Source organism: Vagococcus zengguangii (assembly GCF_005145005.1).
In the GTDB taxonomy this organism is placed as follows: Bacteria; Bacillota; Bacilli; order Lactobacillales; family Vagococcaceae; genus Vagococcus_A; species Vagococcus_A zengguangii.
In genome coordinates, this window is the sequence record NZ_CP039712.1 from 1,649,645 (window position 1) to 1,665,198 (window position 15,554).

Below are 15,554 nucleotides of genomic sequence, written 5' to 3' on the forward strand. Positions count from 1 at the left end.
CTAACACCCCTGATCTATTATTTGCTAATAATGGTCCCTACCCCTTCGTTGCCCAAAAACTCTAAGTTTTCTAAAGAAGTGATAACCGCTTGGCTACTTGGATTATTGTTTACGTAATCAATCGCCGCTTCGATTTTTGGTAACATGCTGCCTGGGGCAAAATGACCTTCTGCTTTGTATTTTTCTAACTGAGAAACAGAAACATTGGTTAAACTTTCTTGATTTTCTTTTCCAAAGTTAATCGCAACATTATCCACACCTGTTAAAATAATTAATTGATCAGCATGAACTAATTCTGCTAATTTAGCTGAAGCATAATCTTTATCAATCACTGCTTCAACCCCACGCAACTCTTCACCAACAACAGGAATACCACCACCACCAGCTGAAATAGTGATCACATCTTCTTCAACTAATCGGTTAATAACCTTGTATTCAACAATGCTTTCTGGTTTTGGACTTGCCACAACTTTACGCCAACCACGGCCAGCATCTTCCTTAAAGGTTGCGCCAGTCGCATTCATTTGTGCTTTAGCCTCTTCTTCTGATAAGAATGGACCAATTGGCTTCGTTGGATTAGCAAATGCTGGATCATTTTCATCGACTACCACTTGAGTGACAACGGTTACAACTTCTTTGTCGATACCAGCTACTTTTAATTCTTGAATCATCGCATTTGTTAACCAATAACCAATACTTCCTTGTGTCATCGCAACACAGGTGTCTAGTGGCATCGCTGGGTTCTTTTCTGAGTCAGCCGCTTGTTGTTGTAATAATAAATTACCAACTTGAGGCCCGTTACCATGTGAAATAATTAATTGGTTGCCTTTTTTTACTAATTCAACTAATTGTTTTGCTGTTTTTACTAATGCATCTTGTTGAGATTTTGCGCTAGCATTATCTGACAAAATCGCATTTCCACCTAAAGCTACAACGATTTTTTTGCTCATGCTATGTCCTCTTTCCTTAATTATATCTGATTTATTTTTCATTATTAGTAAAATGAGTTTTTTATCATTTCCACTAATTGATAAAAATAAAGGCAACATGAAAATTTATTCATGCTGCCTATTTCCCACTAACTACTAATCATTATGTACGTGGAATAAATAAATTACCTAATGTAGCAGCCATGATTGCTTTGATTGAATGCATTCTATTTTCTGCTTCTTCGAACTGACGACCATATTTACTTCTGAATACTTCGTCAGTAATTTCCATTTCTTTCACACCAAATTGTTCTTCAACCATTTTTCCGTATTCAGTGTTAGTGTCATGGAAGGCTGGTAAACAGTGTAATACGATTAAGTTATCAGTATCTTGGTTGCCAGTCTTATTAATCATATCCATATTTAATTGATAAGGTTGTAACATATTTACACGTTCTTCGAATTTATCTTCTTCACCCATAGATACCCATACATCTGTATATAATACGTTAGCGCCTTTAACCCCTTCGTCAACATTGTCAGTAATCATTAATTCTGCACCTGATTCAGCTGCGAATTTGTTAGCATAGTCAATAACTTCTTGTTCTGGGAATAAAGCTTCTGGTGCACAGATTCGTACATTAACACCTAAGATAGCTCCTGTCACTAGTAAGCTGTTTGCCATGTTGTTACGGCCGTCCCCAACATATACTAACGTAATGTTTTCTAATGAACCGAAGTTTTCTTTGATTGTCATGAAGTCAGCAATCATTTGTGTTGGATGCCATTCATCAGTTAAACCGTTCCACACTGGCACACCAGAGAATTCTGCTAATTCTTCAACCATTTTTTGGCTGAATCCACGGAATTCGATACCATCAAACATGCTACCTAATACTTTCGCTGTATCTTCAGTTGTTTCTTTTTTACCTAATTGAATATCGTTTGCTCCAAGGTATTCAGGATGCGCTCCTAAATCAACAGCTGCTGTTGTAAATGCCGCACGTGTTCTTGTTGAAGTTTTTTCGAATAATAACGCAATGTTTTTACCTTCTAAGTAACGATGTGGGATATTGCGTTTTTTCAAATCTTTTAAATGAATACTGAAATCGATTAAATATTCTAACTCTGAACGAGTGAAGTCTTTCTCTGCTAATAAACTACGTCCTTGAAATACTGATGTCATAATTGAATCTCTCCATTTCTATTTTTTTATTATTAAATAAAAAGTATTTAGATATCTTCACGATAAATTGGCATACTCATGCAACGTGGGCCCCCACGACCGCGAACCAATTCACTTCCGCGTAATTTATGTAATTTTAACCCTGCTTTTTCAAGTAATTCATTCGTTACCACGTTACGGTCATAAACTACTACTTCACCTGGTGCGATTGTTAAAGTATTTGATCCGTCATTCCATTGTTCACGAGCTGCTGCTGCAACATCGCCACCACCACAGCGAATTAATTGAACACTTTCGACACCTAAATATTTAGCTAAAATACTTTCTAATTGGTCAACTTCTTTCTTAATCACTAAATCTTTTTCACCTTTAGTGATTGAGTAAACAGTTAAGTCCCCTTCAATTTCTGGGTGAATCGTGAATTTATCATAATCAACCATTGTAAATACTGTATCTAAATGCATGAATTTACGATATTCACCAATATCAAAGGCTAAAACTGTTTCGAAGCTCATGTTTTCTTTGAAGATATTGCGCGCTAATTTTTCAATTGCTTTAGCATCTGTACGTTGAGAAATACCAACTGCCAATACTTTACTTGAAAGTACTAATTCGTCTCCACCTTCGATACGATGTTCTTCATTACGACAATATAAACGTGGAATATCTTGATCTTTGAATCTTGGATGATTATCAAAGATATATTTTGCATAAATTGTTTCTCTATTTCTTGTTTCAGAGTACATGTGATTTAATGAGATACCATTTCCAATTGTTGCGAAGTTGTCGCGTGTAAAATACAGATTTGGCATTGGATCAATAGCAAATGGATAATCATTACCCATTAAGTCAACTAAACTATTTTTATCATGTTCAGGTAGTTCAGTTACTTGCATACCAGCCATTGTCTTATCAACTAGTTCACGTTTGTCTTCAATTGCCATTAACATTTCTTTAATAGTAGCAACTGTTTCATCACTCTCAATATTCGCTTCAGATAAATACTCATCAATAAACGCTTCTTTTACTTCATCAGACACTAATGACTCAGCCATTAAATCTTCCAAATATAACACTTCAACGCCATTGTCAGTTAAGATTTTAGCAAATTGATCATGCTCAGCTTGGGCATCTTGTAAGAAAGGAATATCATCAAATAATAATCTTTCTAAATAGTCAGGCATTAAGTTTTCTAACTCTTTTCCCGGACGATGCAGTAAAACCGTTTTCAATTTCCCGATTTCAGAATACACATTGATAGGACCATTCATAATTCATTTCCTCCTCATTACTTTTGATTACATGTATATCTTAACAAAGGCAAAAAATAAAAAAGCTAAATCTTCGATGTTTAAAATGCTAAATATTAATCATTAATTGTGAAAAATTCAACAATATTATGTAAGCGTTTTATTCTCGTTGTTTTTATGCTCCTTTTTTATTCAAAAAAAGAAAAAAAATGCAAAAATATTTTTTCGTTTTTTTGATTTTCTCTCATTTTATTCTAATATAAACCTAGAAATAGCAAGACTTTTAGAATATCTACCAAACAAAAAAAGACGATTGAGTGAAAATCGTCTTTTTCTTCATGTTATTTACTATGAATTATTTAAATTATTTAATTTTGCCAAATAATCTACATAATAGAATTTTTCAGAATTTCAATCGTCGGTATCAACTCATCTTTTCTAACTTCTATCGACTCTCCAGACTCTCTTAGTTTAATTTCAACAACATTTTCAACAGCTTTTTTCCCTACTGTTACACGCAGTGGTATTCCGATTAAGTCGGCATCATTAAACTTAACACCCGCGCTTTCTTTACGATCATCAATTAATATTTCATAGCTAGATTCCTTTAATAGACTAGCAATCTCAGCTGTCAATTTATTTTGATTTTCATCGCGGACGTTCATTGTTAACAGATGAATGTCAAATGGTGCAATAGCTTTGGGCCAAATTAAACCATTCTCATCAGATGTTTGCTCAACAATTGCCGCCATTAGGGTAGACGTGATTAATTCATAAGCTGCCATAATTAACGGTTGAGGTTTCCCATCTGAATCAATCAGCTGAGCGTTCATCATTTCACTAAGTGTGGTACCCATCGTTTCCAAATACCCTACGACTATCCCTTTAGAAAATATTAACGCTCCTTCACCATCAGGAGAGGGATCACCTTCTTTAACAATTCTTATATCAGCAAACTGACTAGGCTTAATATCACGCTCTAAGTTAACATGTCTCAAATGATAATTTTTTTTATTCGCCCCTACGATAGCATTATCCATATCTTGAACGTATTCATCCGCAATAATTACTACCTCTTCAGGCAATCCAATTGGGCCAATGTAGCCACTTTCTGAATGTGTGAGTTGTCGAATCTCTTCTTCAGTTGCTGGTAAGAGGTGTTTACTCCCCAGCAGTTTTTTTAATTTTAGTTCATTAACTTCATAATCACCACGAATTAGAGCTAAAACGGGTTGTCCATCACTCATAAATAAAAAGGATTTTATGATTTTTTCTTCAGGAACATCTAAATACTCTGAAACTTCCTTTATCGTCTTAACATTTGGCGTCTCGATTTCTTCTAATTCTAAAAAAACATCACGCTTAAGCTTTGGTGTATACAAACTAGTTGCTAACTCTAGTTGTGCAACATAATCACTTTCTGTTGAAAAACAAACCGTTTGTTCTCCGACTTCCGATAATGCAATAAATTGTTTACCGTCAATGCCTGCTTCATCTGTAAAGCGACTTACTAACGTACGAAACTCCAAGCCAAACCGCTCTAAAATACGACTATACGCTGATTCTAATTGACGGTAAGTTTCAAGTAAACTCTCTGACGTTTCGTGAAATGAATAAGCACTGTGAGCGATTAACTCACGACTTTTTAACAACCCATAACGTGGACGTTCTTCATCAATAAAATGCGTTTGCATCGTATATAGCGTTAAAGGTAATTTTTTATATGAAATAGCTTCGGTAGTAAATAAACTTAATATTGCCTCTTGATAACACGGTGATAAAATAAACGCGTGTTCGTTTTGATCATTCAAGCGAAACACATTCTCTTCAGTGCGTTCTGTCGTTCCTGCCGACTCTAGCACACGCTCAGGCAACAAATAGGGTAAATGCATCTCAATCGCTGCCACTTTTTCTAACTCTTCACGAATTATTTGATTCATTCGGTCCATTACTCGTTTGGCCAGTGGTAAATAACTATAAATACCACTAGCCATTTGACGAATGTAACCCGCTCTTAATAATAAACGATGACTTAACACTTCAGCTTCACTTGGATTTTCTCTTAATGTTGGTAGAAATATATTCGACTGTTTCATCTGTCATCCCCCAGTTTGAAATACTAGCGTCCCAAAAATCTCATAATATCATTCCACGTAACTAACACAATTAAACCAATTAATAACACAGCACTTGCTAGCGTAATCTTCATTTCAATTTCTTGATTTAAAGGCTTACGGCGAATACCTTCGACAATGTTGAATAAAAGTTTTCCACCATCTAACATCGGAATTGGCAGTAAATTCATGATACCTAAGTTAACACTTAACATCGCAATAAAACTTAGAATAGTCACTAAGCTTTGATTAGATAATTCAGATGAAGCTTGATAAATCATAACCGGTCCACCTAATTTATCTAAACTAAAGCCACCTATCAAATCTTTTAAGGCATTAAAGATTGTCAAGGCACTTGCTTTGGTTTGCAACGCTGCTACCTTGAACTTCTCACCAAATGATAATTTCTTCAAAATTGTCCCTGGAGAAACACCAATCATATAACGTTCATTGCCATCTTCAGTGACTTTTTCAGGCGTTATATTTAAGGTTTGTTCTTGATTATCACGTTGAATGACTACCTCTAGTGCTTTATCTTTTGTTTCTGCGATGACCTCGCCGATTTCAGTAAACTCAGCAACTTTGACACCATCAATTGACAGAATACGGTCGTCCGGTTTAAGTCCGGCTTTATCAGCAGGACTATCCACTTGCACCGATCCTATAGTACTTGACGGATCCGACGACATCGCTCCACCTTGCATAAAAATCACTAATAGGAACAATGCAAAGGTCAAAATAAAGTTAAATAACGGTCCAGCAAAGTTCGTTAACATGCGTTGATATAATTTAGCCGATTGGAACTGCACATCTAGTGGTGCAATACGCACTTCAGTTCCATCTTCTTCAATAATCGTCGCATCATGATCAACAACGTAAGTCGTTTCTTGTTCACCGTTAACATAACCTTTAATAAATAACTTATCTTCTAAATCAGCTTCTAATAGCTCCATCGGAATACCATTAGTCAACGTCACTTTCGAACTCGTATTAATCCTTGCAACATGACCTTCTGCATTTAATTCCACTGACAACGGTTTTCCAGGTGGTAAATCAACCTCTTCTTCCCCCATGCCAGCCATGCGGACATAACCACCCATGGGTAAAATTCTAATTGTATACAATGTCCCAGATTTATCACGATGACTAAAAATCTTTGGGCCCATTCCAATCGCAAACTCACGTACCAAGATACCTGAGCGTTTAGCAAAAATAAAATGACCCAACTCGTGAATCACCACAATCAACCCGAAAACAAAAATAAACACTAATAATGTTTTCATATGCAACATCCTTTCTTTTTATACAGTAAGAGGGTTATTTTTAAGAAAATAACCCTAGAATATACATTAATGGAAAAACAAATAACAAACTGTCAAAACGGTCTAATATCCCACCGTGCCCTGGTAATAACTTACCAGAATCTTTGACACCATAAAAACGTTTAAACGCTGATTCAACTAAATCACCCATTTGACCAGCAATCGATAAAACAATCGTAATTGGAATCATTACCGGCCAACTATAAGTTAATGTTGTTGCGCTAGGATTCAAGGTGATCACAAGTAGCGCTGCTACAATGGCACAAATAATCCCACCAATTGAGCCTTCAATTGTTTTATTAGGTGAAATATGTGGGGCTAATTTATTTTTTCCTAATTTACGACCTACCATATACGCGCCAATATCAGTACTCCAAACCACTGCTAACCCATAAATAATAAATAAAAATTGTGAATCATTGCCACGAGCTAACACAAAATGTTGGAAACCGACCCCGACATACAGACTAGTTAAAATCGGAAACGCCACGTCTTCAAAACTAAATTCATTTTTTGAAAAAACAGTCACACATAATAGCAACATCATCATGACAATAAACAAATGAAAATTATTAATATTATAGGGTAAAAATTCAAACCAATTTTGTCTTGGCAAGATTAACGAAACTACCGCCAAGGCTGATAAAACGCCCGGCACGCTTAACATAGATAAACCTTTCATTTTAAATAACTCATATACCCCTACGACTCCCATTAACGCCACCACTAATTGAAAGACGGGACCACCGTACCAAACAACTGGCACGAAAAACAGCAACGCAATGATCGCTGTAATAACACGTTGTTTCATTTATTTACTCTCCTTTGTCTCATTTAAACCACCAAAACGGCGATTACGCGCTTGGAAACTACCAAACGCTTCTTCTAAGTGACTTTCGCTAAAGTCTGGCCAATAGACTTTAGAAAAGTATAACTCACTATAAGCAATTTGCCATAATAAAAAGTTACTGATACGTTCTTCACCGCTTGTACGAATGACTAAATCAGGATCTTGATAATCTTCTGGTAAAATCGCTGTCATCAAGTGTTTTGAAAACATGTCTTCAGTAACCTCTTCAGTTAACTCACCACTTTTTGCCTCCTCAACTAGTTGATTAACCGCCGTCAACATCTCCGCACGACTACCGTAGTTAAGGGCAAAGTTTAGAATCATCCCGGTACAATGCGCCGTTTGTTCAATCGCAGAATCTACTGCCTGTTTAGTATGTTCCGGTAAAGCATCGGTATAACCAATGACTTGAACTTTAACATTTTCTTGAATTAACTCAGGCACAAATGTATCAAAAAAATCAACCGGCAATTGCATCAAAAAGCTCACTTCGTCGTTCGGACGACGCCAATTTTCAGTAGAAAAAGCGTATAACGTCAATACTTTCACACCCATTTGACTCGCTTTTTTTGTTATTTTTTTGACATTATTCATGCCTTCTTTATGTCCCGCAACACGTGGTAAACGTCGATTATTTGCCCAACGTCCATTCCCATCCATGATAATCGCAATATGATTAGGAACTGGCAAATCCCGATTAAACACGTTGGGGATTTCTTCTATATGATATTTATTTTTTTGAGGAAAAAAACGGAACATCACTCAACATCCTTCCTTTAATTACTATCCCTCTTATTGTAGCAAAAAACAAGGAAAAAACCTATATAAAGTAAAGAATCAATAAACATATGGTCTAGTATTTAATAAAAGATTAATGTTTTGTTTATTAAAAGACAAAAAGAGATCTAGCCAGATGCTAAATCTCTTTAATAATTAAACTGAAGTTTCTAATTCCCAAGTAATTGTCCCTGAGTATTCAGTGTTATTTGTGACAGTATTACGAGGAATTTCAATTCTAACACCATTCGTTATATCATATGTTACATCTTCTAATACTGAAGCATCTTCTTGAGTTGGTAATTGTGTTGTAAATTCTTTAACATTACCTAAAGCCATTGACCATTGACCAGCACCAGTTTCAGCAGTAGTGTTCGCTAGAACTTGCTTCCCAGCACTAATGTTCTTATCTCCTTGAACAGCTTGAGGCGCTAACTCACTATCATTGTATGACGCGTTCGATAGAATGATTTGTGCCCCTTTTAATTCATTCTCATTTTCATCTGTTAAAACAGAAGCCGTTGCAGATAGTGTCCAACCATTCCCGCGCTCAGTTCCGCGATTATCAATCGTTGAAACGAATGGTGCTACGTCTTGCACCTCACCATTTGTTAAATAAATCGGTTGTGCTTTCGCATAAGCCGTAATATTATTGGTGGTACTTCCCCATGTCCCAAAGTCGAAGTTTGATACATAGTTAATACGTAATAAGTGGTTCTCCGGATTTGGATTTGGAGAAGGATTTTCTGGATTTTCTGGATCAACGATTTCAGGATCAGTAATACCCGGAATCTCAATATCTTCTTCTTCCAAAGACTTTACAAAGTTAATTTTAGCTTCTGATGTTGCTACATTATAATCATTGCTTTCAGCAAAAGTAACGGTTCCACCTAATCCTACTGTACCCAATAAAACGACTGTCATCATATTTTTCATAGTTTTCATAATTAATTTCTCCCTTAATTTATATTGTACTATTTTATTAAATATTTTATATCTTTATATTATGGTCCAACTGACAAATTCCACGTAATGGTAGACGTATATTCAACACCATCGTTGATTACGATATTTGAAGGAATTCGTAACTCAACGCCGTCAGTTAATGTCTCATCTTCATTTTTGTAGCCCATTGCTAATGACCAGCTACCTACACCTGTATCTTGTGTACCATTTTCTTCAGAATAAGCAGTTGCAGTTGCTAATGTTTGAGGGCTATAACCTAATGTAATCTTACCTGCTCTTGCTTGTGGGGCACGTTCAGAACCACTAGCATAGTTTAAATTAGATAATGTAATTTCAGCACCACGTAAAACATGTCCACTTCCATCTTCAAGAGGTGTAGTCGAAGCTTCTAATTTCCAATCAGAACGCTCAGTTGCGTTTCTCATATCATACGTTGTAACCCAAGGAACACGTTGAACTTGATCTAGACTTTCAGAAGTGGTAACTGCTAATGTTTTCGCCTTAACTACTTGTTCTTTGGCAGTTGCTTCTACTTCACCAAATTCTAAGTTAGAAGCATGAATGACTTTGAAGCGATTTTCACCAGGAGGGGTAATTGGAGGTTCAATAATTTCTCCAGGTCCTTCAGGGTCAGGGTTCTCAGGTTCAACTTGGGTTAATTCTTTCACACTTACTCGACCGGTACTTGTTATACTTGTATCTGCATTAACAACAGCACCTCCTAATAAACTACTTGTTAATAATCCAATCGATAATAAATTAATTTTTTTCATGTTCTTTTCCTTCTTTCTTTTTTATTATTAAAGCAATTATAATGACAATTAATCCCATTAGAACTACTAATTTAGACTGTCTAAAACCCGTCTTCGGTAAATAACCCGGAGTCTGATTTCTATCACTAGTTAGTGAAGAATTCTCCTGTTTCTCTGATAAATTAACGGAGTCTCTGTCATTAGTAAACGAATTATCTGGAATATTTTCATCAGTTGGAAAATTTGTAATCGTTTCTTCTACCACTATGGGTGCTTTATTTTCCTTATAAAATCTAATCGAACTTTGGCTCTCTGCTGCACTCATAAACGGAGAAAAAGCACTTGATATGATTAATCCTATTGCTAATACTAAACTCATTTTTTTCATTTTCTCCCCCTATGGTGCGTCAATCAAGTCAAACATGATCTTCACTTGATAGTCACTATTTTCTTTTAACCCAGTGATTTGATTTAACATAATACCTAACTTTTGCTCTTCTCCAACAGGTATTACTTGTTCTTTAGAATCTAATGGTTTTTCTTTAATTGGATTATGTTCATAAAGAACAACTCCATCCTTAGCATTACACCAACTACCATCAGTTGTTTGTCCTAATAATTGGAACAAACCTCTATCGCTTTTGCCTTCATCATTAATAAAGACGTTATCGGTTGAAACTTCCACACGCCATGATGAACGATTTCCTTGAATGCCATTTTCTTCAACATCATTTGAGCCTCGTAAATCTTCAACTTTCAATTCAAAAGATCGTGATTGCACAGTGATTTCGTCCAGCATTAGATTATCCCATTCTTTAAATCCAATAACTTCAGGTGCTTTTGATATAAATCGTATACGTCCGTTATCTACTGTTAAAGAATTAACACCCGTCCATACATAATTAGTGATTTCTGTCCCTTTTTGATTTAACATCACTTTTATATTATTATCATAATATTCATTATTTACACCCAGTAAGTCGTAAGAAAACTCGACGATACTATTTTTTGGAATAACAATACCCTCGATTAGGTTTTGATAGTTCAACTGTGAAATCTTACCATCTATTTTCACTTCAATCGTCTCTTCTAATAATTCTATTCCTTCAAATACTCCATTCACAAGTTCTACCGTTACTTCAACATCATCATAGCCGGTCAAATTTTCAATTGTGGCATTCACTTTCGTTGTTTCTCCAATTGTAATTTTATCGTCAGTAAGTTGGACATTTACTTCTAACTCATGCATGTATTCAACTTCCGCAATGTAGGTCCCTGCTAATAAATCACCTTCACCATATTTTTGAGTAAATTCAGTAGGCGTGTATGCTTTTGAATTACCATCTTGTCTCATCCATTTACCCGTTAAATAACCAGGAAATGAAGATTCCAACATCCCAGGACTTGACAAATTTGAATTATCTCCAAACTTGAAACTTTCTCCCAAAATCAATTGATTAATTTTCGAGCATCCTTTAAACATAGCAGACATATTCTTAACTTTTTTTGTATCAAATGTGGTTAAGTTGATTAAGTTTAAATTTTCACACTTCTCAAACATATAAGACATATTTGTAACATTATTAGTTTCAAAAGAGACTAAATTTGCTTCTTTCATGTTTTTGTTTCCACTAAACATATAAGACATATCTATTACATTATTTGTAGTAAAAGAACCAAATATTATGTTTTCCAATTGATAACAGTTCCTAAACGATGATCTCATACTAGTAACTTCAGTAAGGTCAAAACTAGAAACATTTAATTCCACCAGTAGCTTGCATAGATTGAACATATAACTTATGTTAGTCACTTTTGATGTATCAATCATTGATACATCAATTGTTTTTAAACTTTCACATCTATTGAATAGATAAGACATATCCGTTACATTACTAGTATCAAGACTATTAATATCAATGTTAGTTAAAGAGCGGCAATTTGAAAACAAGTTGGACATATTGGTCACTTCAGTAGTATTAAATCTATCTAATCCTTCAATAGTAGTGACCTTAGTTAACATTGTAAATAAGTAAGAAATGTTACCAAGTCCTTTTACGGAAGATGGCGTATTCGTGTCATAATTCCAGAAATTTACTTTTGTAACTATTTCACTGTAGTCTTCCCAAAATCCTCTTCCTTCAACTCCAACTTCAAATTTAGGAGTTGATATTTCCCCACTCCCAATTTGTAATTCGCCCGTTTCAAGAATCCACCAAGTTGATGTACCAATTTCTCCTTGATGAATAACTTTACTATCACTCTTTGATGCTATCGGATTGGTATTGGCCGCGCTCTCTTTTAATTCAATTGAATTTTCATCATTTTCAACAACTACTTCTTCAATATTTGATTCCAAATCAAGAGATGAGGAACTCTCTATTGAAATTTCTTCTTTAATTTCATCTAAATTATTAATTGTAAGTGTTTGTTTTTCTGAATCTAACTCTGTATCTAGTTCACTACTTGTCTCTATGTTTTCTGTTTGAAATAATTGCTCAGACTCATTCAAATTAACTTTTTCAAGAGTGTCTTCTATATAGGATACTTCAATAGGAACTTCCACTTGAGCTGTTTTAATCTCATCTTCATCCATCTGTATTTCTTCAGCCACTACGTTTAAAGGGATACTCTGCAGTACTATACTAGCAATCACACCATAAGTAATTGTTTTTTTCATTAAATTCTTCCTTTCACTATTTTTCTTTTTTTACCGCCCAAATCACGGTTGTTACACTCAGTAACACTGCTGAAATCGCTATCCACATCCAAAGTTTGATTGCAGGTTCTTCAATAAAAATAGCTTCTTTATTATGAGTTTTGGCTTCTTTACCTGAAATTTCAAATTCTTGATTCCAACTAAATTCTTCACCATCAGCATTAGCTGTTAACTTTAGTTGGTATTTACCTGGTTTAAAAGCCGTTTCTTGTGTTGAAATCCCATAGTTAAAACTTGAATTTGGAGCCATTCGTAATTCTTGACTACTTGCTGTGTAAATGGGTTGATTGCTTCCCAACTCATAAACTTCAGCTTCAATCATCATCTCATCAATAATTCTAGGCATATCATTTTGTAAATTAACTAGAATATGATTACGATAGTTAACTTGACCCGTTGTAATATCCAGTAGATTCAAATTTACTGGTATATCTTGTTCTTGATTGCTTAATAAAATACCAACAGTATACGCAAAACGATTTTCAATACCCACTATTTCGTTATCTTTTTCTGCTAAAGTAAAGCGAAAACCACCTAACACAACACCATCAAAACTTTCTTTCGGCATATTAATATCCCATTTAACTACCTCGGACGATTTTGGTTTAAGTACAACACTTTCAATTTCATTTGTCACAATTTCTTCAATATTATTAATAACACTCTCATCAACCAATTCAGTTGTTTGATAAGTAATATTTCCAACATCAGAAGTAGTCGCTCTATTTAATTCAGTCATTACTTCAATTTCTTCATCTGAATCATTAAATACTTCAATTTCGATTATTTGTTCTTGATTAGGTTTCAATTCTAAATCAAAATAACTCGTACTATTCTTTTGATTTTCAGGAATTTTTGGTTGAACAGAAAAATTGGCACCTGATGATGCAAATGTTACTTCTTCTGTTACAAACACACCTACACCTATCACTGCTACCATCAAACTAATCAATTTTTTCATTGTTCTTATCTTCCTCTCTATATCTGTATCACTTAACTACTTATCAACTATAACATCTTACGATTCTATAAAATTTTATGTTTTATCTCTTTTGGAAAGAATATAAAACGAATTATTTGACTATTATTTAGAACCAGCTCTTTGCTACTAATCAAATATAACATGCTAAAAATAATCTGGATTTTACGTTTTATCCTGAAATTTAAAAAAATAAAACGAGGCATAAAAAAAGCTAATCAAACATGATAATCCTTAATCGTTGGAATATCATTTATAATTAGCTTTTTATTTTATTAAAACCATTTGTTCAAATTCTTGCCAGAATTCATTACTAGGGTAGCGAGAATAATATAAATATTTACCTTCAAAATCTTCTAAATAAATATCAGAAATAATCACATCATAGTTTTTCACTTGGTAATCGTTATATAAAATGTTGATATAATCAATAGTTATTTTATATTGATTTTCATATTTATCTTTCAAAATACTTTCAAAAATTTCAGAGTAAATATTATTTTCTGAATAATATAGTAAGATTCTAATATTTTCAGATTGATTGATACCAAAGTAATCTTTACGCACCTCATCAATAATGGTTAAAAAGAAGATACAAAATTCATACTTTAAGCTCTCTCTATCTGTTAAAAAAAGCTCTGAACTAGCTATCACTCGGTATAAGAAAGATGATTTTTCTAAATTAATTTCAGCCAGTTTTTTATAGTTAATATCAAAATCTCTTAAAATCACCTGATTAATCGGACCAATTGTCACCAATTGATTAGTTAGAAATTTAATATAGCGCTCTTGTTTCTTGAGTGGAATGCATAAACCGTACTTCCTTAAATAACATTTGAGGATATCTGATATTTTATGTTCTTTATCATCATTTAACATATAGCCTTCTTTAAGAAACAAAATTTCTTCTATATATTCTATTGGGATAATATTGGCAATTAAATATGGAGAAAATATGACATTATAAGTAGACTCAATAAAATTTACAAAAGGTTTTTTTTGAACCAACGTATTATAAATTATCATTACTTCGGTTTTAATCTCACCATCAAGTTGTTCTAAATCATCATGTAAATAATAATGTTTCGACACACGATTTAATGCAATTAATAAGTAAGTATCAATCATCAATGATTCATGCCTTGTGTGATAGTCACGATAATTTTTTTTAAAAAAAAGATGGACCTCATTAAATATTATTTGATTTTCTCGAAGTACTTCATAATCACCCATTTCAAGAAGTAACACTCTAAAAAAATGTCTCACTATTCTCTCATGACCAGTTATTTCATAATAGTCATTATAGACAATTTGAATATCTAATGCTTCCCTTTCAAAATACTTATTAATATGGTTAATTTTATACAAAACGGTAGGCTTGGTCATATAAAGTTGTTGAGATAATTCTGTTAAATTACATTGATCAAAAAAAATAGAAAGTAATAACTTCAAATTAATGGAATCACCTAGTAGTAATTTAGATACCATAATAGAATTTTGACGATAATCTGATATCAAATGAATCGTGCTACCTTTAATGACTATTTCATAACTATCCGTACTTGTATTAATTTCTTTGATATATTTTTTTAACGTCACAATAGTTGTATCTAAAAACTTTAGGAGATCCTCTGTAGAAGCTTCTCCACCATAAGCTTCTAAGTAATACATCAACTCTATTTTTTTAGAAATATTTTTTTCAATAAACAC

Annotated in this window: 13 protein-coding genes; all 13 read right to left on the reverse strand. The window is 33.8% G+C overall.

The window, feature by feature from the left end; translation table 11 throughout:
• Positions 1-17: 17 nt before the first annotated feature.
• A complete protein-coding gene (gene arcC / locus FA707_RS07800; RefSeq protein WP_136953697.1) occupies positions 18-950 on the reverse strand; it encodes a carbamate kinase in 933 nt (310 codons plus the stop codon).
• A 142-nt stretch (positions 951-1,092) separates the two neighbouring features.
• Entirely contained in the window at positions 1,093-2,118 is a 1,026-nt protein-coding gene (gene argF / locus FA707_RS07805; RefSeq protein WP_171028946.1) for an ornithine carbamoyltransferase, read from the reverse strand.
• 44 nt (positions 2,119-2,162) lie between these two features.
• Positions 2,163-3,386 carry an arginine deiminase gene (gene arcA / locus FA707_RS07810; protein ID WP_136953699.1) on the reverse strand — a complete coding sequence of 408 codons (1,224 nt, stop codon included), beginning with the start codon at positions 3,384-3,386 and terminating at the stop codon, positions 2,163-2,165.
• A gap of 365 nt (positions 3,387-3,751) precedes the next feature.
• Entirely contained in the window at positions 3,752-5,461 is a 1,710-nt protein-coding gene (locus FA707_RS07815) for a proline--tRNA ligase (RefSeq protein WP_136953700.1), read from the reverse strand.
• 23 nt (positions 5,462-5,484) lie between these two features.
• Positions 5,485-6,762: an RIP metalloprotease RseP gene (gene rseP, locus FA707_RS07820; RefSeq protein WP_136953701.1), complete on the reverse strand. Its 1,278-nt coding sequence runs from the start codon at positions 6,760-6,762 to the stop codon at positions 5,485-5,487.
• Between the two features lie 40 nt (positions 6,763-6,802).
• Positions 6,803-7,612, reverse strand: a complete 810-nt coding sequence (locus FA707_RS07825; RefSeq protein WP_136953702.1) for a phosphatidate cytidylyltransferase — start codon at positions 7,610-7,612, stop codon at positions 6,803-6,805.
• Positions 7,613-8,410 (reverse strand): undecaprenyl pyrophosphate synthase, encoded by a 798-nt coding sequence (gene uppS / locus FA707_RS07830; protein WP_168177378.1) that lies wholly within the window; start codon positions 8,408-8,410, stop codon positions 7,613-7,615.
• Positions 8,411-8,584: 174 nt separating this feature from the next.
• Positions 8,585-9,373: a WxL domain-containing protein gene (locus tag FA707_RS07835; protein WP_136953703.1), complete on the reverse strand. Its 789-nt coding sequence runs from the start codon at positions 9,371-9,373 to the stop codon at positions 8,585-8,587.
• Positions 9,374-9,432: 59 nt separating this feature from the next.
• Positions 9,433-10,167, reverse strand: coding sequence for a WxL domain-containing protein (locus FA707_RS07840; protein WP_136953704.1), 735 nt, complete (start codon positions 10,165-10,167; stop codon positions 9,433-9,435).
• Positions 10,154-10,534, reverse strand: a complete 381-nt coding sequence (locus tag FA707_RS07845) for an LPXTG cell wall anchor domain-containing protein (RefSeq protein WP_136953705.1) — start codon at positions 10,532-10,534, stop codon at positions 10,154-10,156. Before FA707_RS07845 ends, FA707_RS07840 begins: the two co-directional genes overlap by 14 nt.
• 9 nt (positions 10,535-10,543) lie before the next feature.
• On the reverse strand, positions 10,544-12,826 hold the full coding sequence (locus tag FA707_RS07850) for a BspA family leucine-rich repeat surface protein (protein ID WP_136953706.1): 2,283 nt from the start codon (positions 12,824-12,826) through the stop codon (positions 10,544-10,546).
• Positions 12,827-12,842: 16 nt separating this feature from the next.
• Positions 12,843-13,826, reverse strand: coding sequence for a WxLIP family cell surface protein (locus tag FA707_RS07855; RefSeq protein WP_136953707.1), 984 nt, complete (start codon positions 13,824-13,826; stop codon positions 12,843-12,845).
• 285 nt (positions 13,827-14,111) lie between these two features.
• Positions 14,112-15,554 carry a helix-turn-helix domain-containing protein gene (locus FA707_RS07860; protein WP_136953708.1) on the reverse strand — a complete coding sequence of 481 codons (1,443 nt, stop codon included), beginning with the start codon at positions 15,552-15,554 and terminating at the stop codon, positions 14,112-14,114.